Origin of the sequence: Shewanella seohaensis, from assembly GCF_023283775.1 — a bacterium.
Classification (GTDB): Bacteria; Pseudomonadota; Gammaproteobacteria; order Enterobacterales; family Shewanellaceae; genus Shewanella; species Shewanella seohaensis.
On the sequence record NZ_JAKILE010000001.1, the window covers coordinates 41606 to 63646 of the forward strand.

The following is a 22041-nucleotide window of genomic DNA, read 5'->3' on the forward strand; positions in this document are numbered from 1 at the left end:
AATTGAAAGGGCGGCTAATGCCGCCCTCTTTATCGTTACAGTGTACGTGCCACTTCGACGGTTTCGAATACTTCGATTTGGTCACCCACGCGGACATCGTTGTAGTTCTTAACACCGATACCACATTCCATGCCGTTGCGAACTTCGTTAACGTCGTCTTTAAAGCGACGTAGCGATTCGAGTTCACCTTCGAAGATCACCACGTTATCACGCAGTACGCGGATTGGTGCGCTGCGCTTGATGGTACCTTCAGTCACCATACAACCGGCGATTGCGCCCAGTTTTGGTGACTTGAACACGTCACGTACTTCAGCCAGACCAATAATCTGTTGTTTGAATTCTGGTGACAACATACCCGTCATCGCCGCTTTCACTTCATCAATCAGATTATAGATAACGCTGTAGTAACGCAGGTCAACACTTTCGCTTTCGATAGTCTTACGCGCCTGTGCATCGGCACGGACGTTGAAGCCAACCATGATAGCGTTAGAAGCCGCAGCTAAAGTCGCGTCGGTTTCGGTCAGAGCACCCACACCGCGAGCGATGATGTTCACTTTCACTTCGTCAGTAGACAGACCCATTAAGGAGTCGGTAATCGCTTCGAGTGAACCTTGAACGTCTGCCTTCAGAACGATGTTCAGTTCCTTCACTTCGCCTTCGGTCATGTTCGCGAACATGTTTTCCAGCTTAGACTTCTGCTGACGTGCTAATTTCACGTCACGGAACTTACCTTGACGGTACAGGGCAACTTCACGCGCTTTACGCTCGTCGCGAACAACAGTTGCTTCATCACCGGCAGATGGCACACCTGACAGACCTAAGATCTCAACAGGGATTGATGGGCCCGCTTCAGTGATTGAACGACCGTTCTCGTCTTTCATCGCACGGATTTTACCGTACTCTAAACCACACAGAACGATGTCGCCTTGGCGCAGTGTACCTTCTTGAACCAGAATCGTTGCCACAGGGCCGCGACCTTTGTCCAGTTGTGATTCGATAACCACACCGGCCGCCATACCGTCACGTACTGCTTTAAGCTCTAATACTTCAGCTTGCAGCAGAATGCCTTCGAGTAGGTCGTCAACGCCAGCACCAGTCTTAGCAGATACGAAGGCGAACATGTTGTCACCGCCCCAATCTTCAGACATAACGCCGTGTTGCGCTAATTCGCTCTTCACGCGATCGATATCGGCTTCTGGTTTGTCCATCTTGTTGACGGCAACAATCAATGGCACGTTACCGGCTTTAGCGTGTTGAATCGCTTCGATGGTTTGTGGCATTACGCCGTCATCGGCAGCAACAACCAGGACAACGATGTCAGTCGCTTTAGCACCACGGGCACGCATTGCGGTAAACGCGGCGTGACCAGGGGTATCTAAGAAGGTGATCATGCCATTATCGGTCTCAACATGGTATGCACCGATATGTTGAGTAATACCACCGGCCTCACCCGCTGCCACTTTCGCGCGGCGGATATAGTCGAGCAGAGACGTTTTACCGTGGTCAACGTGACCCATGATGGTCACAACAGGAGCACGAGGCTCAAGCTTCACAACGCCTTCTTCATCACGCTCAGACAGTACTTGTTGCTCTAATTCGTTTTCACGGATCAGTACCACTTTGTGGCCCATTTCTTCGGCAACTAATTGGGCGGTTTCTTGATCTAACACTTGGTTGATCGTCACCATTGAACCCATCTTCATCATTTGCTTGATGATTTCAGTCGCTTTAATAGCCATTAAGTGAGCAAGTTCTGCCACAGTAACAGTTTCACCGATACGTACATCACGGTTAACAGCAGCCACTGGCTTGTTAAAGCCGTGTGCCATTGATTCTGGTGCGGTGCTGCGGTTACGCATGTGTTTTTCGCGACCATCGCGAGCATCTTTACCACCACGTTTGGACTTGGCGGTATTTTTGTTACGTGCACGACGACCACGTTTTTCTTCATCCATATCCGATGAGTCTTCAGCGGCGCGGGCCACTTTAGAGGTCGTGATATGGTGATCGCTAAAACGCTCAGCCTCTTTACGTTGACGCTCTTCTTCGTCCCAACGCTTAGAGTTTTCTTCCGCTAACAGACGCGCTTTTTCAGCCGCTTTCGCCGCTTCTTCGTCTTGCTTACGCTTTGTCGCTTCCGCTTGAACCGCTTTTAAACGCTCAGCTTCAACACGTGCCGCTTCCGCTTCTGGCGAAGTGTCTTTTGTGGTTTTCGCATCAGTCGTCGCTTTGGCTTTAGCTTTTGCTTCAGCATCTGCTTTCGCCTTAGCCTCTGCTTTTGCTTCGGCGTCTGCTTTAGCCTTAGCTTCGGCTTCCGCTTTGGCCTTGGCTTCTGCTTCAGCTTTTGCCTGAGCTTCGGCTTCTGCCTTCGCTTTGGCTTCTTCTTCAGCTTTCAGAACCGCTTCGCTCACGTCACGCTTAACGAAAGTACGGGTTTTACGTACTTCTACTTTAACGTCTTTAGATTGACCACCATTACCGGCCACACTCAGGGTCGATACGGTTTTACGTTGCAGTGTCATTTTGGTCGGTGCGCTTTCGCCGCCATGCTGCTTCTTCAGATAATCCAGTAACTGTTGCTTCTCAGCTTCAGAAACGTTATCAGTTTGGCCTTTCTTAATTCCGGCCTGAGAGAATTGCTCAATCAGACGTTCAACACTTTTACCCACTTCCGTGGCCAATTTCTCTACGGTAGTATCTGCCATCAGTTAAATCCCCCTGTTGATCGACTTATGCTTCTTCGCCAAACCAACAGATGTTGCGGGCAGCCATGATCAGCGCACCTGCTTTTTCTTCTGTCAATTCTTCAATTTCGATCAAATCATCAATGCCTTGTTCAGCCAAGTCTTCTAGAGTCACGATACCTTTGCTTGCTAAAACATAGGCTAAGTGTCTTTCAACACCTTCAAGTGCTAATAACTCTTCACTTGGCTCCACACCATCTAGTGCTTCTTCAGTGGCGAGAGCTCGAGTAGAGATCGCCGCTTTTGCACGCTCACGTAATGCTTCAACGATATCTTCATCGAAGCCATCAATTGCTAATAATTCAGATACAGGCACGTAAGCCACTTCTTCGAGAGAAGTAAAACCTTCGTCAGCCAGTACTTGAGCAAAATCTTCATCTACATCCAGTGCGTTTATGAATAAGCTCTTCACCTTAGCGCTCTCGGCTTGGTGCTTCTTGTTCATGTCTTCCACTGTCATCACATTTAGTTCCCAGCCAGTCAGCTGAGTCGCTAAACGTACGTTTTGACCGTTACGGCCAATGGCTTGTGCCAGACTTTCCGCTTCAACGGCGATATCCATTGAGTGGTTGTCTTCATCAACGATGATAGAAGCCACATCGGCAGGCGCCATTGCGTTGATCACATATTGTGCTGGATTATCATCCCACAACACGATATCGACACGCTCGCCACCGAGTTCATTCGATACTGCTTGTACACGTGCACCACGCATACCCACACACGCACCGATTGGGTCGATACGACGATCGTTTGACTTCACGGCGATCTTAGCGCGTGCACCTGGGTCGCGCGCAGCGCCCATGACTTCGATCAGCTCATCGGCAATTTCCGGTACTTCAACACGGAACAGCTCAATCAGCATGTCTGGCTTAGTGCGAGTTAAGAACAACTGCGCGCCACGTGCCTCTGGACGTACTGAATACAGCAGTGCACGGACACGGTCGCCAGGACGGAAAGATTCGCGTGAAATTAAATCTTCACGGAATAATACGCCGTCAGCGTTGTTACCTAAGTCAACAACAACACTTTCACGGGTCGCTTTTTTCACCACACCAGTGATCAGTTCGCCTTCTTTATCTTGGAACTGTTCAACGACTTGCGCACGCTCAGCTTCACGTACTTTTTGTACGATCACTTGCTTAGCGGTTTGCGTCGTAATACGGTCGAAGGCGACAGATTCGATCTCGTCTTCAATAAAATCGCCAGGTTGGATTTCTGGGTTTTCGTAACGCGCAGCTTCCAAGGTGATTTCGCGGTATGGGTTTTCTAACGCAACACCGTTATCGTCGATCACCATCCAGCGGCGGAACGTTTCATAGGCGCCAGTTTTACGGTCGATAGCAACACGAACGTCGATATCACCTTCGTATTTTTTCTTGGTTGCAGTTGCCAGCGCTGTTTCTAGCGCTTCAAAAATTTTCTCGCGTGGAACGGCCTTTTCATTTGAAACCGCCTCAGCGACTAGCAGAATCTCTTTATTCATTTCGTCTTGCCTCGTTCACCTTGAAACCATCAAAACTTAGCGATGATGTTGCCTTTACGGATATTATCCAAGGCGACAACCAGCTCTTTACCATTCACATTTAGCGACAACATTTGGCCGTCAACCTGTGTAATGGCGCCTTTTAAATTACGACTGCCCGCGACAGGCATAGTCAGTTGAAGCTTGACATCCTCGCCGACATAGGCCGCATATTGCTCAGCAGTAAATAAGGGTCTATCTACGCCTGGCGAAGAAACCTCTAAGGTATATTCAGTAGAAATTGGGTCTTCAACATCGAGCACAGCACTGACTTGGCGACTTACGTTGGCACAATCTTCAATATTGATACCATTCTCACCATCAATGAACACACGCAGGATTGAATGTTTACCCGCTTGCACATATTCAATGCCCCAAAGTTGGAAGCCGAGTGCTTCCACAGGCACTGTGAGCATGTCTACCAGTCTGGATTCTAATGTTGCCAAAATTGACCCCCGAAAAAACAAAAAAGGGCTTAATAGCCCTAGTAAAACGCCGTAAAGGATACGACAAATTTAAAAGTCCCAGACAACAAAAAACCCCGTAATGACGAGGTTATTAGCTTCAAGAACCTGTAAACCATAATGAATTATACAACATTCATTACTAGGAGCTGGTTGCGGGGGCCGGATTTGAACCGACGACCTTCGGGTTATGAGCCCGACGAGCTACCAAGCTGCTCCACCCCGCGTCAACTGTGTGCAAGTATATTGACTATCGTCTTTGCTTGCAATAACTAAGTCAGCGCTTACTTCGTCTCACTTAGCTATATTATGGTGCCGAGAGCGGGACTTGAACCCGCACGTCCGTTAGGACACAGCCACCTCAAGGCTGCGCGTCTACCAATTTCACCACCTCGGCGGCACCTTTTACTAGTCAGGAATTTTCGTTTCTGACTTTTCGGTTGCTTGATCAACTGGTTGAGTCACCTGTTCATCAGAACCTAAATTTTTCCATGCATCTTCATTTTTTGCGTGGTTTGCACTTAAGTTGCCAATCAGCAGACTTAACGTGAAAAACGCAATGGCCAGAATCGCCGTTGTACGTGTCAGGAAGTTACCTGAACCGCTTGAACCGAATAAGGTACCTGATGCACCGGCGCCAAACGAGGCCCCCATGTCAGCTCCTTTGCCTTGCTGGATTAAGATCAGGCCAATTAAACCTAATGCAACCAACAAGTAAACAACCACTAAAACTTCATACATATTATGCGCTCATCGCTATGGTACACAGACTTAAAAACTCGGTAGAGTTTAAACTGGCACCGCCAATCAGTCCACCATCAACATCAGGTTGGGCAAATAAATCTGCCGCATTACTCGGTGTCACACTGCCACCGTACAAAATCCTGATATTCTCTCCGATAAACGGAGACACTTCAGAGAGACGCTTGCGTATAAACGCATGTACTTCTTGTGCCTGCTCTGGTGTCGCGCTCTTACCAGTCCCTACAGCCCATAACGGCTCGTAAGCGATAATGGCGTTATCAAAAGCCATAGTGCCATTTTTCTGGATCACTATATCCAACTCTTCCGCAATCACCTCGAAGGTACGTCTTGCTTCACGTGCTGGACCCGACTCACCCACGCATAAAATCGGGGTTAAACCGTGCTTTTGTGCTGCAGCAAATTTCTCCGCTACGATATTACTAGTCTCTCCGTACATACGGCGACGTTCTGAATGTCCGATAATGACATATCGACATCCGCAATCTTTAAGCATCTGGCCCGAAACTTCTCCGGTATAAGCGCCAAAGTCATGTTGACTTAAATTCTGAGCGCCCATCCTAACAAGTGAACCGTCTAACGCTTCCTTGTTTGCTTCTAGCAGTTGCCTTACGCTTTCTAGATAGATAGAAGGCGGGCATAAAACCACTTCAGCTGAATCATTTTGGAGCTTTGAGGCAAATTTCTTGAACAACTCTTGCGCTAATGCCGCGCTGCCGTTCATCTTCCAATTGCCAGCTACCATAGGACGTCTGAGTGCCATCACTGTCTCCTCTGAAAGCGGCGTGAATAATAGCGAACCACTTATTAAGTTACAATAGCTAAATTCGAAATTTTTCAGATATTAGGTTGGAATGCTTACTTTTTACACGCCAAACCCTATTCTTGCTCATTAATGCAGCTAACACCTTCATTTTTAATCGGTATCAGCTGCACTCGACTAAAGATTGGTGTGATTAGCTCGCCGATTTTACCGCATCTGCGATCAAATTGGCGTGCGCTAACACAGTATTGTGATCATCACCTTCAACCATTACGCGAATTAACGGTTCAGTACCTGATTTACGTAGTAATACGCGACCTCGGGCCCCCAGTTCTGATTCAACCTGAGCTTGAGCGGCTTTAACTTTATCTGAGCTTAATGGGTCGTGTTCCCCCTCAAAACGCACATTCACTAACACTTGTGGCAGCATCTCCATTGGGGCAGTGAGTTGCTCTAGTGTGGCATTTTGTCGACGCATTGCCGCCAATACCAAGATACCAGCCACGATACCATCTCCCGTCGTGCCATGGTCAAGGTTAAGGATGTGGCCCGAGTTTTCACCGCCAATGCGCCAATCGAGTTCTTTCAGTAACTCCATCACATAACGGTCACCCACTTTAGAGCGGGCAAAAGGAATATCTAAGGCTTGTAAGGCTAAATCGAGGCCTAGGTTAGACATTAGCGTGCCGACAACGCCACCACGCAGCACGCCACGGGCTTTAGCATCGCAGGCCAGAATATAGAGAATTTGGTCACCATCGATAACTTCACCGCGGCTGTTGACCATCATAATCCGGTCACCGTCACCATCGAGTGCAATCCCTAAATCGGCGCCTTCGGTCAATACGGTTTCACAAATTTTCGCCATGGACGTGGCGCCCACTTTGTCATTGATGTTGACACCATTGGGCTTATCACCAATGGCAATCACCTCTGCACCTAACTCACGAAATACCGCAGGTGCAATGTGATAGGTTGCACCGTGAGCACAGTCCACGACAATTTTTAACCCTGTTAGGGTTTGATCCGCAGGGAAGTTACCCTTGCAATATTCGATATAACGGCCACGCGCATCTTCAATACGTGACACTTTGCCCAATAAATGCGACTCAACACACTCTAAGGGCTTTTCCAATTCGGCTTCAATTTCTAGCTCTAAGTTATCGTCGAGCTTGCTGCCATCATTGGAGAAAAATTTAATGCCATTATCGTAGTATGGATTGTGGGATGCACTGATCACCACACCCGCTTCTGCACGGAAAGTGCGAGTAAGATATGCCACAGCGGGTGTTGGCATGGGTCCCATTAACATCACATTGAGGCCCGCTGCCGAAAGACCCGCCTCTAAAGCGGACTCAAACATATAACCCGAAATACGAGTATCTTTACCAATAATCACTTTTTTCGTGCCGCTGCGGGATAACACACGTCCAGCCGCCCAACCCAACTTTAATGCCAGCTCGGGAGTCATCTGGCCTGAACCTACCTTGCCACGAATACCATCGGTTCCAAAAAATTTACGTTCGCTCATATCGCCCCACAAACTTCAATGTGTCCCTTCGGTTGGGATCATAATATTAATGAAATACTTAACAAAAATAGCCTTTATCGATATGCCTGTGTCGCTTGTAACACTTTCAGCATATCGACAGTTTCAGGGACATCATGGACACGAATGATATGTGCCCCTTTCTGGGCCGCTATCATGGCACCAGCAAGGCTCCCCGCTAGACGCTCGGAGGTCGGTCTAGCGAGAAGGTTTCCTATCATGCTCTTACGGGATAAACCTATCAATATCGGCAGCTCAAACGGCTCAAAACGCTCTAACTTCGCGAGCAGTTCATAGTTATGTTCTAAGGTTTTACCAAAGCCAAAGCCCGGGTCGATTAACAATCGCTCCCGCGGGATCCCCGCATCGATACAGGCTTGAATACGCTCGCACAAAAACTCAGTAACATCGGCAACAACGTCTTGGTATTCGGGTGCAGTTTGCATACTGCGCGGCGCGCCCTGCATGTGCATTAAACAGATGGGCACATTCAGCTGCGCCGCTGTCTCTAATGCCCCCGGCTCTAACAAGGCTCGCACATCGTTAATTAAATGCGCACCTGCATTCACCGCTTGTCGCATCACTTCCGGTTTACTGGTATCGACTGAAATCCACACATCATGATGTTTAGCGACATATTCCACCAGAGGGATCACACGGGCAAGTTCATCCTCAACCGTCACATCGGCCGCACCCGGCCTCGTCGACTCGCCACCGATATCGATGATAAGCGCACCTTGGGCCACCATGTCATCGGCATGTTGACAAGCTAATTCAAAGGAAGAGAACTTTCCACCGTCGGAAAAAGAATCGGGAGTAACATTCAGAATGCCCATCACGACGGGCGAAGCTAAGGATAAGCGTTTGGTTCCAGCAATTAATTCAAACACGCATTGACTCCATATGGGACAGCTTGCTAGCGCGTTTCATCCGTTTACTGCGCGGGTTTATTCATGTGACTGATTTATATTGAATGACAGCGCAGTCAATTTTCTAGCAAGATAAAACAAGAAAACCCCTTAACGGGGTTCTCTTTCAATTAACAACCGCTACTTAACGGGTGACTCATCGGCATCTTTCAGCTCTGCCTCAACGGGAGCGGTCTTTACCACTTCGTCGACTTTAACCGCAGGCTCGCCTTTGTCACTGCCTTTGTCGTTTGAACCATTATCATCCGCTTGCCAATCGGCAGGCTGACGCACTTCACGGCGATTCATCAAATCGTCAATTTGCAGTGAATCAATGGTTTCGTACTTCATCAGCGCGTCTTTCATCGAATGCAGAATATCGATGTTATCCAGCAGAATTTGCTTGGCACGACCGTAGTTTTTATCGATAAAGGCCTTCACCTCGGCATCGATAAGCGTCGCGGTTTCATCGGACATCGCCTTGGCTTTACCCATGCTACGGCCTAAGAACACTTCACCTTCTTCCTCGGCATAGAGTAATGGACCGAGTTTATCGGAGAAGCCCCATTGGGTCACCATGTTACGGGCAATCGACGTCGCGTATTTAATATCTTGCGAAGCGCCTGTAGACACTTTTTCGCTGCCGTAGATCAGCTCTTCGGCTAAACGACCACCGTAGGCAACCGAAATCTGGCTTTCTAACTTACGACGGCTTTGGCTAATCGCATCGGCCTCAGGTAAGAAGAAGGTCACACCCAACGCACGACCACGCGGGATAATAGTTACCTTGTGCACAGGGTCATGCTCTGGCACTAAACAGCCCACAATCGCGTGACCCGCTTCGTGGTATGCCGTCATTTCTTTCTCGGCTTCAGACATCACCATAGAGCGGCGCTCAGCACCCATCATGATCTTGTCTTTTGCACGCTCGAATTCTTCCATACCGACAACACGGCGATTACCGCGCGCCGCAAACAGTGCAGCTTCGTTGACTAAGTTGGCTAAATCGGCACCGGAGAAACCTGGCGTACCACGAGCAATCACGCTTGCTTTCACATCTTCAGAAAGTGGCACTTTACGCATATGCACTTTAAGGATTTGCTCACGACCGCGAACGTCCGGCAGACCTACAACCACTTGACGGTCGAAACGACCTGGACGCAGGAGTGCAGAGTCCAATACGTCTGGGCGGTTAGTCGCCGCAATCACGATAATCCCTTCGTTACCTTCGAAGCCGTCCATCTCAACCAGCATTTGGTTAAGGGTTTGCTCACGTTCATCGTGCCCACCACCTAAGCCAGCACCACGTTGGCGACCTACGGCATCGATTTCGTCGATGAAGATAATACAAGGGGCTGATTTCTTCGCTTGTTCGAACATGTCACGCACGCGAGATGCACCGACACCGACGAACATTTCTACGAAGTCAGAACCTGAAATGGTAAAGAAAGGTACCTTTGACTCACCCGCAATCGCTTTAGCCAGTAAGGTTTTACCTGTACCTGGAGGGCCAACCATGAGCACGCCCGTTGGAATACGGCCACCCAGTTTTTGGAATTTGGTTGGATCACGCAGATAATCGACCAGCTCTTTCACTTCTTCTTTGGCTTCATCACAGCCTGCAACGTCAGCAAAAGTGGTCTTGATTTGATCTTCGCTCATCAGCTTGGCTTTGCTCTTGCCAAAGGACATAGCGCCTTTGCCACCGCCGCCCTGCATCTGGCGCATAAAGAAAATCCATACCCCAATCAGCAGCAACATCGGGAACCAAGAAATAAAGATCTGGGTTAAGAAACCCGACTCTTCGGCTTCTTGGCCTTTCATGGTGATGCCTTTACGGTCAAGATCATTAATTAAATCTTGGTCATACAGTGGCATGATGGTCGTGAATTTTTCGCCCGTGCGCTTAGAACCTTCGATAGTACGTTGGTCACTTTTCACTTCAACACTGGCGACTTGTCCATCACGAACATTGTCTAGGAACGTAGAATAATCCATCTTCTGCGATGACGAAGAAGAGGGGGAGTAACCCTGAAACACTGACATCAGCACAACGGCGATGACAACCCAGAGTATTAGATTTTTTGCCATGTCACTCAAATTACTAGACCTCATAAAGTCTTGCGATGATTAACGCTAGAGTACTACAACTTGTACCCTGTCGCCACAAGATAGACTTCACGGGAGCGTGCCCGCGACGAGTCCGGTTTACGTGTTTTTACTACTTTGAATGCGTCTTTTACCGCCTTCATATATTCGTCAAACCCCTCCCCCTGAAAGACTTTGACCGCAAAACTGCCGTTAGGTGCCAATACTTGATGACACATATCTAACGCCAGTTCGACTAAATACATGGCGCGCGGTTGATCGACACCATCGGAACCACTCATGTTGGGCGCCATATCAGACAATACAACGTCAACCTTATCCGCACCGACGCGAGTTAGCAATGCTTCGAGCACTTTCTCTTCACGAAAGTCCCCTTGCAAGAAATCCACGCCGACGATGGGATCCATTGGCAAAATATCACAGGCGATAACTTTACCTTTATCTCCCGTCAGCTTGACGGCTATTTGAGACCAACCACCAGGAGCCGCACCTAAGTCCACCACAGTCATACCTGGGCGGATCAATTGGTCCTTCTCCTGGAGCTCCTCAAGCTTGAACGCAGCGCGAGAACGCAATCCCCGTTTCTGTGCTAGTTTGACATAATGATCATCAAAGTGTTCCTGCATCCAACGGGTGGAACTGGCCGTACGTTTTTTACCTGACATTTAAAATCCGCAACAATTGAGAGTTACACAAGGGCTATATAAGGGTAGAATAGCGGTTTTTCAACAGTAACTCAGCAAAAGTTGGTAGAAATGAACTTAACAACCAAACAAAAACAGCATTTAAAAGGTCTGGCGCACAATTTAAAGCCAGTGGTGCTGCTTGGTGCCAATGGATTGACTGAAGGTGTACTCGCTGAAATTGAAAGCGCACTCGCTTATCATGAACTGATTAAAGTGAAAGTAGCCTCTACCGATAGAGAGCTAAAAAATGCCATCGTTGATGCCATAGTACGTGAAACTCAATCTGCAAAAGTGCAACTTATTGGTCATATTCTGGTGATTTATCGTCAATCGCCTGAAATGAAAATTGCCCTGCCAAGAGCTAAGTAATTTTCCAGCCTTAAACAAAACGGCCACTCAAGCGAGTGGCCGTTTTGTTTTTAGCACTTATGGCGTATCTGTGATGACTTGCACTTTATAATGCTCTGGCGTTAATCCCAAAAATTCGGGCAATGAAGTCCCGACCGATATTGATGAGAAAGTGCCAGTTAAAATGCCGATAAACATGGCAATCGAGAATCCTTCTAACGGCCCTCCGCCCATAATCCATAACGCACCCACCGTCATTAAGGTGGTTCCCGAGGTTACCATGGTACGGGAAAATGTCGCGACAATCGCTTGGTTGTTAATCTCTTGGATAGCAAGCTTTGGCTTAGCAATCAATAACTCCCGGATCCGGTCGGCAATAATGATCGAATCGTTGAGCGAATAGCCTAAAATCGCCAGCACGGCGGCGAGCACGGTTAAATTAAACTCCATTTGGGTTAATGAGAAAAACGCGAGCACGAAAATCACGTCGTGCACCAATGCAAACAACGCACCGGAGGCGAGACGCCATTCGAAGCGATAACTCAAATAGCCTAAGATACACAGCATGGCCACCAACAAAGCAAGACCGCCCTGCTCGGCTAACTCTTTACCCACTTGCGGGCCGACAATACTGGTGTTCAGTACTTGCACCTCCCCCACAGGCGCTAAGGCTTGCGCAATATCGACATTACTTTGCGCCGTATCGGCATAGCGTAATACCCAACGTCCGGGCTCACTGGCCGAAATCACCGTCACCTCTTGCTGATAAGCCGCGTTCAATAGCGGTTGCAGCTCGCTGCTGGTGATCCTTCTGTCGAGCTGAACCTCAGTTACCACACCGCCTGTAAAGTCTAAGCCCCAGTTAAAGCCTTTCATCCCGATGATGGTGAGAGAGGCCAACATTAAAAAGATAGAGATAGCGCTCGACACATAACGCCATTTAGTTAGATTGAGATTCTTCATAGTTATACCCTCACATGGCGGCGCGCATCACGCCCATACACTAGGTTGATTAAGGCTCTTGAGGCAAAAATACCGGTAAACATACTGGTCAACAGACCTAAACCTAAGGTCAAGGCGAAGCCTTGGATGGGGCCATTACCGATGGAATAGAGCACAACTGCGGTGATCATAGTGGTGAAGTTAGCGTCGAAAATGGTTGAGAACGCACTGTCAAAGCCAGTGTCAATCGCTAGGGCGAAGCTGCGCCCCTCTTTTAACTTGTCTTTAATCCGCTCGAAAATCAGCACGTTGGTATCGACCGCCATACCAACCGTCAACACCAGACCGGCAATGCCGGGTAAGGTCAATACTGCACCGGGGATCAGCGCCAGCAAACCAAAGAGGATCACCATGTTGGCAATCAAGGCCACGTTGGCCACCCAACCGAGACGGCGATACCAGAGCGCCATAAACAGCAAGGTAATTCCCATACCAAGGCCGAGCGCTGCAAAGCCGTTTTGAATGTTTTCGGCGCCTAGGGTCGGGCCAATGGTACGTTCTTCAACAATAGTCACTGGCGCCGTCATTGAGCCAGCGCGTAGCAACAAGGCTAATTGCTGCGCCTCTTGATAGGTGCCTGCGCCAGTGATCCTGAAACGATCTCCCAGCTGTGATTGAATGGTCGCGACACTAATGATCTCTTGGGTCTGCTTGGCTTTGCCCTGCTCATCCCGGCTATATTCGCTGTAAGACGTTGCCATCGGCTTACCGATATTGGCGCGGGAAAACTCCGACATTTTTTGGCCGCCGATTCGGTCGAGGTGAATGTTCACTTCGGCCATGCCCATTTCGCCAATATTGGCACGGGCATCGACAATATGATCGCCGCCCAATACCGGCGTGCGTGCCACATAAACAGGATTGCCAGATTTATCCTTCAGTACCTGCGCATTCACCGAACCCGATTCTTTAACCTCAAAAAAGGCCAAGCTTGCGGTCGCACCAATCACGTTTTTCGCGGCGGCGGGGTCTTGTACACCGGGCAGCTCGATGCGGATACGGTGTTCGCCCTGACGCTGCACTAGAGCCTCAGTGATACCTAGCTCTTCAATCCGGCTACGCATAATTTGCAGGTTTTGCTGCACGGTTAAATTACGTAACTTGATTTGCTCTTCTTGCGCGAGCTTTACGATTAAGCCATTATCCGCATTGGTTAATTGCCAAGTCGGGTAGCTTTGTTGCATAAACTGGCGAATAGTTGAGCGCGCATTATTGGTTGATTCAGCCGCTTCATTAAATGCAATTGCGATTTGCAACCCTGCGTCATCGCGCGTGCTATCAATACGCACACTGGCGCCGCGAATTTGTTGTTCGCGTAAAAACTGTCGAAGGGACTCGACTAATGCATCGGCCTGGGCTTGATAGACGGGCTGCACATCCACATCCAGCAAAAATTGCACCCCACCGCGTAAGTCGAGCCCGAGTTTAATCGGTTCAAAACCCATATTTTGCAGCCAACTTGGCGCGGCACTCACCAGTGCCAGCGTGAGCTCTTTCGGCTCACTCACCATGGATGACACTAAGGTCTTCACTAAGGTTTGCTCGCTGTCATCATTCAGCACGATAAGGGTTTGCCCGTCATCTGAGCTGTTGGCGTTGCCATGTTGGGCATGCTTAACTTCGATACGCTTAACATCAACGCCCTGCGCCTTTAATTTATCCCGCAGTTCAATGGGGGTTAAATTAAGCCCCGCTTTAGCACCCACCTGCACGGCGGCATCTTCTCCATACCAAGTCGGTAAGGCGCTAAATAACATCACGATAATCGTGACGATAAGCACAACGTATTTCCAAGCTGAATAATGATTTAGCAGCTTTTTACTCTGAATTTTATCCATAGATATCACTCGCATGATATTGTCCGCTCGAATAGCTATTTGCAGCGCAAATAGTGCAGCTAAACATGAGCGAACAATCACTGTATTACGGTGAAACCTGTAAACACGGATCCCACAAGGAGTACGCTAAACGCGAGCAAACTCAGTGGTGATAACCGATTAAAATCCGTCTAAACCGAATGGATTTAAATCCTATGCGATTTAGTCGCACCTTCGGCGTACACACCGCAGGCTTTGATGCTAGGTTATCGGGTACAGGTTTCGGATAACAAAATGCAAAGTTAATCAAAGGTATCCCTAACGACCTCTGGTTCAGATGATGAGCTCAAACGGTATCGTTATGGATAAGCCTTGCTAACTTGCTACAGGGAGCGGTGAGTTAAGCGGCTTGCTGACTAAAGCGATATTGGAGGTTGGAGACTTTCCAGCCGGAGATCCGCGCTGGTGAAGATTCGGCTAAGAGAGTCCAATCCGGGCGAGCATCGAGGCGAATATTTTCCCCTAATGCGGGCGCAGGCTCTGGTTCGAACTCAAAAGCCAACAGGTAAACAGGCTTCACCTCACGCATATCATGCTGAACAAGATTGATAAAACGCTGGGAGTTAGCCGGAGCAAAATTAAAATCATCCGAGTGACGGACTAATTCAGACTCGGAGCAATCGGTGGCTTGTGCCTTATCAACAGCAGAACAGACAGCTTGGCTATCGCTCGCCGTCGATTGTGCCGTTGAGTGATGTGATGTTTTGCTCTGTTGCGCAGTGAGTGACGGCGTATCCGCGGTAGGCACAGTTATGACTACCGTTGTCGCTACCGTTTTAGGCGCCAGATGCAGTTGCTGGGCGGTTAAGCTGCGCGGCGCATAGCCACCCGTATGGGCGATCAAGATGATCGACACACAGAGTAACATTAATCCTTGGCGCCAGTGCTTAATCAAACTCAGTTCCTAATTGGGTACACGCAACTTTTACGTGATGAAATATTTGCAGAAGAAACAATACTTTTTTGGATAGCTTTCGTAAAGAACCTTGATGAATGCATAGAAAGCTCCAAGCATGCAGCTTAGGTAACCGCCGCCTCAGAGGCAAATTAAACTTTATCCATCTTGCTTATTTGTGCGCCAAGGACGCTGATATCGCAGTACTTTAGACATAAAAAAGGCATAAAAAAGCCGCGCTAGGCGGCTTCTTATCGGTAAACCATCGAGTCTGGTGAGACCAAAACTTAGATATATTGCACCGAAATAATTTCGTAATCGGTCAAACCACCAGGGGTTGCGATCGACACTTCATCACCTTCATTCTTACCCACTAAACCACGGGCAATCGGAGAGTTGACTGAAATCAGGTTTTCTTTGATGTTAGCTTCATCGTCGCCCACGATACGGTAAGTCACTTCCGCATCAGTATCCAGATTGAGGATAGTCACAGTGGTACCAAAAATGATACGACCATTGTTCGCCATCTTAGTCACGTCGATGATCTGCGCGTTAGAAAGTTTGCCTTCAATGTCACGGATACGCGCTTCACAGATCCCTTGCTCTTCACGGGCTGCATGATATTCCGCGTTTTCCTTCAGATCGCCTAACTCTCTCGCTGAGGCAATCGCTTCAGTGATTTTCGGGCGACGTTCAAACTTGAGCATATCTAACTCTTTACGCAGCTGTTCTGCACCGACAACTGTCATAGGAACCTTAGTCATAACTTCTTTCGTCTCCTTTAAAACAAAAGCAACCCGTGCCGACGCTAAAGGTCAACACAGTAAAATCAGGGTGGAATTGCGCTATTCTAATCGTTATGCGCTTGGGATGCATCAAGAACTATGCACCAGTGCAGCTTACTGAAGCTCACGCTCAGATGCTAGTGCCAAAGTATAATAGTGCGAACTTAAGTGGGACAAAATGCCCACAAATGAATTTGTGGGCATGGGGAGCGTTAAAGCAGGCGCTTATTCGAGCCCAGCTTCGAAGGTCAAAAAGATTTCGCTAACTGTTTTATCGGCAAGAGATTTATCAGGACTTGGACGTTCGATTGAAGCATGCAGCAGATAACGACCAGCAGCTGGCAGCGTCATCGCCACTTTACCTTCTTTATCCGAAGTTAAACTGATTTCTTCCGGCTTGTTACGGTACAGGCTGCCATCCTTCATGATCGCCACACTCACGCCTTCGACGGGCTTACCATCGTAAACAAACTGCAGTGTTGCGGGTTCATTTTCAACGATATCAGCGGGATGGGTAATAGGCACCAATTCCAAGTATTCACCTTTCGGCGCCAGTACCTTATCGGTTGGTTTGTTACGGGTCACATAGGTTTCGACCCGCGCCACATTTAATGAACCTTTTAGTTCATAGGCATCCTTTGGCATCACGGCCGCTGTCGCTTTTTTATCGAGTCGACTGCGAACCATGCCTTCTTTACCTTTGATTTTGTAAACAGAAAAGTATCTTGGCGTGACTTCCTTTTCAAACTTATAGGTACCGTCTTGCAGTAATTGCACGTCGAAAACCGATTTACGACCACCTGTGTAACTTGAACTTGGGGAGCTTGGCTTACCATCGGGTAAGTACACTCGCACATCGCTGGCGGTGACCGGTTTATCAAACATAAACACTTGGTTACTGGCGGATACATCCGAGGTGATCCATACCGCCTCTTGGCTTTCGGCCGAGACGTTATAGTGGCTGGGTAAAATCCAGCGGTCATGGCTGCTCGCCAATGGGCTGATGCAGAGCGCGCTAACTAAGGCAAGTAAACGTAGTTTCATCTTCATATCCTTTCAGTAAAGTGCAGGGCTTAGCGAGTCATACCGCTTAAGCGAATATCAATCACGCCAGTTTCAGTGGTCGCTGGTAGTTGGGCGGTAAAATCCCCCGCCGTTAAATCAATATTTTGTCTCACGAGGTCACGCCCGCCGTGCTCGCGCACCACTTCGATAAACACTGTGTAGGAGGCAGGAGTCAGCGGCTTACCCGCGTCATCCGTTAAGTCCCAATCAATTGTGTAATGGCCTGCAGGCTTGGTCGCCGAGGCAATACCGTCGACAAAACTCATGTCTTCACGCCCCGCCTTTCGCCACCAACGGCGAATGTCCTTGAGCCATTTATGGCCCTCGTCCCATACCCATAGGCTTAAAGTTTTAACGGTTTGACCCTTGGCATCCTCAACCCACACGGCCACATAGGGACGGTGATACTGGCCTTCGGTAATTTCAGGCAAGGTCAAATCAACGGTCATTTTTGGCGCGGCAAATACCGCTGAACTCACAAACAACGCACCGATGGCGCTGGTGCGAATAAGCTGACGCATCATTAATCGGTTCTCCCTATGGAACAAAGTAGACATACACAAGTGCACAGCCTGAGCTGACGAGCACCATATAAAACAAGGATTTTTTAAGTCGTTTAGTTTGAGGCAGCAGCAAATAAGCGCCGGTGAGCGAAAAGAGAATAATCAGCAAGGCGCAGAGATCTAACACCCAAGCCCAGACTATCCCGGTATTGCGCCCCTTGTGCAGATCGTTAAGCACTGCAACAACGCCATAATCTAAGGTCTCAACATAGGCTTTGCCGTCGAGCAGATCTAAGGTGACGGTGCGGTACGTGCCTGGGCCTTTATTCACTAGACTTATCTCATCCTCATCGATATCGGCAGTGCCAATATCCATATCCCACTGGCTTTTTAACCAATGCCCCGCCGCTAAACGCCACTCAGGCTCCTGCGGCGCTGCGGGTATCAAATAGTTAGGAATATCAAACTGTTCACGTCGCGGTTCTTGATCTGCTGATGAAAACCAATTGGGATGGTTTAAGGTGATCCCGGTTACGGCAAAAAACAGCATTAACAGCAGCAGTGCCATAGAGACATAAACATGAATAATCCGAGCGAAGGAAAGCGATGATTTACTAACTTTTAATTTCAATGACTGACTCTCAAGAAGGGATATTAGGCGAGCGCCTAAATCGCCACCAACCGTTAGCTAATAGCCTGTATTAACGAAAGTTAATTGGATAGAGAGTAAATGATATTTATTATCAACAAAACCTAGGTTTACATTCTTTACATCAGGAGTACGGTATAACGGCAAAGTTGATAGGAAATATCGCAAACTCGCAGAGCGAGAAATGAGGCGGAGAAAACAGAAATAATTGTAAAACCAATACAAATTCAATTAGATAAAACTTAACCTTTTACCCTCTAATCTCAGTAAAAATTTACTTATTCACCCCTCTCGTTTACAGAATCGCAATCGGCTACAATCCGCCGCCGGCGACTTGCTGGTACTTCCAAAGGAAATATCATCTTGAGTACAACTCTGCTCAAAAAAATGCGTTGCCTACATATTATCTGGCTCGCACTAATGCTTAATGCCTGTGTTGCTCCACTGCTATTGATGTCCCCCCAAGGCCAACTGATGTGGGCACTGCTGAAACCCCTTGTCGGATTAAATCCAAATGACGTGGGGCTATTCGAACAGCCGCTGATTAAAGATCGAATGAAGGCTCTGCTCGGAGAAAACTACGAGACCACAGTATCGCTGCTGAAAACCGCCGATAAAATCCAGCAGGAAGGCCCACTGTTTTATATGGTATCGACCTATACGCCAGTGCCGGAAATGGCCGAAAAAGCAGGCTTTGTGTGGAACTCAGAAACCAACCAAATGGCGGTGATGTTACTTACGGGTGGCTCGCCAAAAATTATCTCTGAGCAATTTACCGATCAGGCTGAGAAACTGATACCTAGCTGGCCTAAAGAACTGGCTGACTACACAGATCCGCAAAAACTACAGCAAAAGGCGATAGATGCTGGCACGGAAAAGCTGCAAGAACAAATCCCAGCGGCTGCGCCCCTAAAAGCGGTTGCCACAGGCGATGTAAAAGCGACACAGGAAGCGGTGCTTGAAAAGGCAGTGAGCGAAATCACTCCCCCCGCAGCGGTTAAAGAAGTTAAACCCGTACAATAATAACTAATCGTTTTAGTCGCATTTCACTTTTGTCGCTGTCAGCCACAGTGTTTATTAAACACTGTGGCTTTTTTATCTCGATGACGCCCCCATTCCAACCCCAAAGTACATCTTAGTCATTCGCACATAACCAAAACATAAGGCTTGCTCTAGTAAAGCCATAACACGCGAGCAATAGAGCAGAAGATTGAAAGATAACGAAGTAATGAGGGAGTGACTCGAAAAGCACATCACAAAAGACAGAAAGCAAAAAGCCCGTCGTAGGACGGGCTTTTTAACTATGGCTGGGGTACTAGGATTCGAACCTAGGTATGCCGGGATCAAAACCCGGTGCCTTACCGCTTGGCGATACCCCAATTAACTTGTCATAAACCTAGAAGCTTGCACTTTGATGGTACGGGAAGAGAGACTTGAACTCTCACACCTCGCGGCACCAGAACCTAAATCTGGCGTGTCTACCAATTTCACCATTCCCGCATCAAAATGTACCAGATTGGCAAACAAAGGCGTCTCTGGATTTTTACCAGATAAATCAAATTGATTTAACGTGGATTTAAATATGGTAGCAATGGCGGGACTTGAACCTGCGACCCCAGCATTATGAGTGCTGTGCTCTAACCAGCTGAGCTACATTGCCATGGCTGGGGTACTAGGATTCGAACCTAGGTATGCCGGGATCAAAACCCGGTGCCTTACCGCTTGGCGATACCCCAAAAACTGAGAAACATGAAATGATGGCTGGGGTACTAGGATTCGAACCTAGGTATGCCGGGATCAAAACCCGGTGCCTTACCGCTTGGCGATACCCCATCACTAACTTGTTTCATACATCCGCTAATGCCGATGTTTAAAAATAATGGTACGGGAAGAGAGACTTGAACTCTCACACCTTTCGGCACCAGAACCTAAATCTGGCGTGTCTACCAATTTCACCATTCCCGCACTGCTTCAAGTTGACATCCTGAATTGATGCTAGCAAACGCTAGGATAACGAAATGGTAGCAATGGCGGGACTTGAACCTGCGACCCCAGCATTATGAGTGCTGTGCTCTAACCAGCTGAGCTACATTGCCACTTCGTTATTGCGCGCCCCTCGTAGCGAGGAACGGGGCGTATTATGCTTATTCGAGGTATCGAGGTCAACAGCTTTTTTTCGCTATTTTCCTTGAGACAAACCGTTCGGCTATTACTTCACCAAACTGAGCAACAGATGCGCTAAATCGACCTCTGTTGCTCGTATTTTGCCTTACTTTCTAAAGCTTAGCCCTTTATCAAACTCGTTATACGTTAAACAGGAAGTGCATTACATCGCCGTCTTGAACAATGTATGTCTTGCCTTCTACACGTAACTTGCCCGCTTCTTTGGCTCCCGCTTCACCTTTATAGGTAATAAAGTCGTCAAATGCCATCACTTGAGCACGAATAAAGCCACGTTCGAAGTCGGTGTGAATTACGCCCGCCGCTTGTGGTGCAGTCGCGCCCACAGAAACGGTCCAAGCGCGCACTTCTTTTACACCTGCGGTGAAGTAAGTTTGCAGGTTCAGCAATTGGTATCCAGCGCGGATCACGCGGTCTAACCCAGGTTCTTCTAAACCGAGGTCAGCCATAAACTCATCACGCTCTTCGGCCTCCATTTCAGCCAGTTCTGACTCAATGGCGGCGCACACTGACACAACAATGGCGTTTTCTTTTTCAGCAATGGCACGCACTGCATCTAAGTGTGGGTTATTTTCGAAACCATCTTCGGCCACGTTAGCGATGTACATGGTTGGCTTTAAGGTTAAGAAGTTTAAGTAAGCAACCGCTTCTAATTCTTCCTTAGACAGCTCCATAGAACGCAACATATGGCCTTCATCGAGGATTGGACGCATCTTCTCGAGAACATCCACTTCAAACTTAGCGTCTTTGTCGCCGCCCTTAGCGCGTTTTTGTTGACGGATCACCGCACGCTCTAAGCTGTCTAAGTCGGCTAATGCCAATTCAGTGTTGATGACTTCGATATCGCGTGCAGGATCAACACGGTTGGACACGTGGACAATATTGTCATCTTCAAAGCAACGTACCACGTGACCGATAGCATCGGTTTCGCGGATGTTGGCAAGGAACTTGTTACCTAAGCCTTCACCTTTCGACGCGCCCGCTACTAGACCAGCAATATCCACGAATTCCATCGTGGTTGGCAGTACACGTTGCGGATTAACAATCGCCGCCAGCGCGTCTAAGCGTGGATCCGGCACAGGTACTACGCCAGTGTTTGGCTCTATGGTACAAAACGGGAAGTTTGCCGCTTCGATGCCAGCCTTAGTTAACGCATTAAAAAGCGTTGATTTACCTACGTTAGGAAGACCAACAATGCCGCATTTAAAACCCATATTCTTACCTTT

The 22041-nt window shown here is 48.3% G+C and carries 19 protein-coding genes and 9 tRNA genes; 2 read left to right on the forward strand and 26 right to left on the reverse strand.

The features are described 5' to 3' along the window. Window positions 1–35: 35 nt before the first annotated feature. The 11 genes from infB to rlmE form a co-directional block, all read right to left on the reverse strand. Window positions 36–2705: a translation initiation factor IF-2 gene (gene infB, locus L2713_RS00165; protein WP_248966470.1), complete on the reverse strand. Its 2670-nt coding sequence runs from the start codon at window positions 2703–2705 to the stop codon at window positions 36–38. Window positions 2706–2730: 25 nt separating this feature from the next. Next, window positions 2731–4230 carry a transcription termination factor NusA gene (gene nusA, locus L2713_RS00170; RefSeq protein ID WP_248966471.1) on the reverse strand — a complete coding sequence of 500 codons (1500 nt, stop codon included), beginning with the start codon at window positions 4228–4230 and terminating at the stop codon, window positions 2731–2733. Between the two features lie 29 nt (window positions 4231–4259). Beyond that, complete coding sequence (rimP, locus tag L2713_RS00175) at window positions 4260–4715, reverse strand: ribosome maturation factor RimP (RefSeq protein ID WP_011621815.1); 456 nt, start codon at window positions 4713–4715, stop codon at window positions 4260–4262. A 168-nt stretch (window positions 4716–4883) separates the two neighbouring features. After that, window positions 4884–4960, reverse strand: a tRNA-Met gene (locus L2713_RS00180). Between the two features lie 83 nt (window positions 4961–5043). After that, window positions 5044–5130, reverse strand: a tRNA-Leu gene (locus tag L2713_RS00185). A gap of 11 nt (window positions 5131–5141) precedes the next feature. Further along, on the reverse strand, window positions 5142–5474 hold the full coding sequence (gene secG / locus L2713_RS00190) for a preprotein translocase subunit SecG (protein WP_011625494.1): 333 nt from the start codon (window positions 5472–5474) through the stop codon (window positions 5142–5144). Between the two features lies 1 nt (window position 5475). Continuing rightward, window positions 5476–6258 (reverse strand): triose-phosphate isomerase, encoded by a 783-nt coding sequence (tpiA, locus tag L2713_RS00195; RefSeq protein ID WP_011071430.1) that lies wholly within the window; start codon window positions 6256–6258, stop codon window positions 5476–5478. 193 nt (window positions 6259–6451) lie between these two features. Continuing rightward, window positions 6452–7789: a phosphoglucosamine mutase gene (gene glmM, locus L2713_RS00200; RefSeq protein ID WP_248966472.1), complete on the reverse strand. Its 1338-nt coding sequence runs from the start codon at window positions 7787–7789 to the stop codon at window positions 6452–6454. A gap of 74 nt (window positions 7790–7863) precedes the next feature. Further along, entirely contained in the window at window positions 7864–8697 is an 834-nt protein-coding gene (gene folP / locus L2713_RS00205) for a dihydropteroate synthase (protein ID WP_248966473.1), read from the reverse strand. A 159-nt stretch (window positions 8698–8856) separates the two neighbouring features. Further along, the gene (ftsH, locus tag L2713_RS00210; RefSeq protein WP_248966474.1) at window positions 8857–10830 is read right to left on the reverse strand and encodes an ATP-dependent zinc metalloprotease FtsH; all 1974 of its coding nucleotides are present in this window, start codon (window positions 10828–10830) and stop codon (window positions 8857–8859) included. A gap of 29 nt (window positions 10831–10859) precedes the next feature. Beyond that, window positions 10860–11489, reverse strand: coding sequence for a 23S rRNA (uridine(2552)-2'-O)-methyltransferase RlmE (gene rlmE, locus L2713_RS00215; RefSeq protein ID WP_011621809.1), 630 nt, complete (start codon window positions 11487–11489; stop codon window positions 10860–10862). Between the two features lie 90 nt (window positions 11490–11579). Here rlmE and yhbY point away from each other — a divergent pair, with 90 nt between their 5' ends. Next, entirely contained in the window at window positions 11580–11879 is a 300-nt protein-coding gene (gene yhbY / locus L2713_RS00220; RefSeq protein WP_011716136.1) for a ribosome assembly RNA-binding protein YhbY, read from the forward strand. Window positions 11880–11936: 57 nt separating this feature from the next. Here the strand turns inward: yhbY and secF are convergent, their stop codons facing one another. From secF to L2713_RS00255, 7 genes are all read right to left on the reverse strand, one after another. Further along, complete coding sequence (secF, locus tag L2713_RS00225) at window positions 11937–12821, reverse strand: protein translocase subunit SecF (RefSeq protein ID WP_248966475.1); 885 nt, start codon at window positions 12819–12821, stop codon at window positions 11937–11939. A 2-nt stretch (window positions 12822–12823) separates the two neighbouring features. Further along, window positions 12824–14698 (reverse strand): protein translocase subunit SecD, encoded by a 1875-nt coding sequence (gene secD, locus L2713_RS00230; RefSeq protein WP_248966744.1) that lies wholly within the window; start codon window positions 14696–14698, stop codon window positions 12824–12826. Between the two features lie 379 nt (window positions 14699–15077). Further along, window positions 15078–15605, reverse strand: a complete 528-nt coding sequence (locus L2713_RS00235; RefSeq protein ID WP_248966746.1) for a hypothetical protein — start codon at window positions 15603–15605, stop codon at window positions 15078–15080. 314 nt (window positions 15606–15919) lie between these two features. Beyond that, the gene (gene greA / locus L2713_RS00240) at window positions 15920–16396 is read right to left on the reverse strand and encodes a transcription elongation factor GreA (protein WP_011621805.1); all 477 of its coding nucleotides are present in this window, start codon (window positions 16394–16396) and stop codon (window positions 15920–15922) included. A gap of 246 nt (window positions 16397–16642) precedes the next feature. Beyond that, complete coding sequence (locus tag L2713_RS00245; protein ID WP_011716132.1) at window positions 16643–17461, reverse strand: DUF4198 domain-containing protein; 819 nt, start codon at window positions 17459–17461, stop codon at window positions 16643–16645. A 29-nt stretch (window positions 17462–17490) separates the two neighbouring features. Beyond that, the gene (locus tag L2713_RS00250) at window positions 17491–18003 is read right to left on the reverse strand and encodes a DUF2271 domain-containing protein (RefSeq protein WP_248966748.1); all 513 of its coding nucleotides are present in this window, start codon (window positions 18001–18003) and stop codon (window positions 17491–17493) included. A gap of 16 nt (window positions 18004–18019) precedes the next feature. Continuing rightward, complete coding sequence (locus L2713_RS00255; RefSeq protein ID WP_086903712.1) at window positions 18020–18616, reverse strand: PepSY-associated TM helix domain-containing protein; 597 nt, start codon at window positions 18614–18616, stop codon at window positions 18020–18022. 405 nt (window positions 18617–19021) lie between these two features. On the opposite strand from L2713_RS00255, the gene L2713_RS00260 reads away from it, so the two are divergent. After that, window positions 19022–19657 (forward strand): hypothetical protein, encoded by a 636-nt coding sequence (locus L2713_RS00260; protein WP_248966749.1) that lies wholly within the window; start codon window positions 19022–19024, stop codon window positions 19655–19657. 281 nt (window positions 19658–19938) lie between these two features. Here L2713_RS00260 and L2713_RS00265 read toward each other — a convergent pair. The 8 genes from L2713_RS00265 to ychF form a co-directional block, all read right to left on the reverse strand. Then, a tRNA-Gln gene (locus L2713_RS00265) sits at window positions 19939–20013 on the reverse strand. A gap of 36 nt (window positions 20014–20049) precedes the next feature. Then, window positions 20050–20134: transfer RNA gene (locus L2713_RS00270), tRNA-Leu, on the reverse strand. Between the two features lie 83 nt (window positions 20135–20217). Beyond that, window positions 20218–20294 (reverse strand) — tRNA-Met (locus L2713_RS00275). A gap of 1 nt (window position 20295) precedes the next feature. Then, window positions 20296–20370, reverse strand: a tRNA-Gln gene (locus tag L2713_RS00280). Window positions 20371–20392: 22 nt separating this feature from the next. Continuing rightward, a tRNA-Gln gene (locus tag L2713_RS00285) sits at window positions 20393–20467 on the reverse strand. Between the two features lie 47 nt (window positions 20468–20514). Then, window positions 20515–20599: transfer RNA gene (locus L2713_RS00290), tRNA-Leu, on the reverse strand. A 54-nt stretch (window positions 20600–20653) separates the two neighbouring features. Then, window positions 20654–20730: transfer RNA gene (locus L2713_RS00295), tRNA-Met, on the reverse strand. A gap of 207 nt (window positions 20731–20937) precedes the next feature. Next, on the reverse strand, window positions 20938–22029 hold the full coding sequence (ychF, locus tag L2713_RS00300) for a redox-regulated ATPase YchF (protein ID WP_248966476.1): 1092 nt from the start codon (window positions 22027–22029) through the stop codon (window positions 20938–20940). Window positions 22030–22041 lie beyond the last annotated feature (12 nt).

Bases quoted from the DNA above. Each gene is read 5' to 3' on its own strand.
- infB (WP_248966470.1), bottom strand. From the start codon at position 2,705: ATGGCAGATACTACCGTAGAGAAATTGGCCACGGAAGTGGGTAAAAGT.
- nusA (WP_248966471.1), bottom strand. From the start codon at position 4,230: ATGAATAAAGAGATTCTGCTAGTCGCTGAGGCGGTTTCAAATGAAAAG.
- secG (WP_011625494.1), bottom strand. From the start codon at position 5,474: ATGTATGAAGTTTTAGTGGTTGTTTACTTGTTGGTTGCATTAGGTTTA.
- tpiA (WP_011071430.1), bottom strand. From the start codon at position 6,258: ATGGCACTCAGACGTCCTATGGTAGCTGGCAATTGGAAGATGAACGGC.
- glmM (WP_248966472.1), bottom strand. From the start codon at position 7,789: ATGAGCGAACGTAAATTTTTTGGAACCGATGGTATTCGTGGCAAGGTA.
- ftsH (WP_248966474.1), bottom strand. From the start codon at position 10,830: ATGAGGTCTAGTAATTTGAGTGACATGGCAAAAAATCTAATACTCTGG.
- rlmE (WP_011621809.1), bottom strand. From the start codon at position 11,489: ATGTCAGGTAAAAAACGTACGGCCAGTTCCACCCGTTGGATGCAGGAA.
- yhbY (WP_011716136.1), top strand. From the start codon at position 11,580: ATGAACTTAACAACCAAACAAAAACAGCATTTAAAAGGTCTGGCGCAC.
- secF (WP_248966475.1), bottom strand. From the start codon at position 12,821: ATGAAGAATCTCAATCTAACTAAATGGCGTTATGTGTCGAGCGCTATC.
- secD (WP_248966744.1), bottom strand. From the start codon at position 14,698: ATGGATAAAATTCAGAGTAAAAAGCTGCTAAATCATTATTCAGCTTGG.
- L2713_RS00235 (WP_248966746.1), bottom strand. From the start codon at position 15,605: ATGTTACTCTGTGTGTCGATCATCTTGATCGCCCATACGGGTGGCTAT.
- greA (WP_011621805.1), bottom strand. From the start codon at position 16,396: ATGACTAAGGTTCCTATGACAGTTGTCGGTGCAGAACAGCTGCGTAAA.
- L2713_RS00245 (WP_011716132.1), bottom strand. From the start codon at position 17,461: ATGAAACTACGTTTACTTGCCTTAGTTAGCGCGCTCTGCATCAGCCCA.
- L2713_RS00250 (WP_248966748.1), bottom strand. From the start codon at position 18,003: ATGCGTCAGCTTATTCGCACCAGCGCCATCGGTGCGTTGTTTGTGAGT.
- L2713_RS00260 (WP_248966749.1), top strand. From the start codon at position 19,022: ATGCGTTGCCTACATATTATCTGGCTCGCACTAATGCTTAATGCCTGT.
- ychF (WP_248966476.1), bottom strand. From the start codon at position 22,029: ATGGGTTTTAAATGCGGCATTGTTGGTCTTCCTAACGTAGGTAAATCA.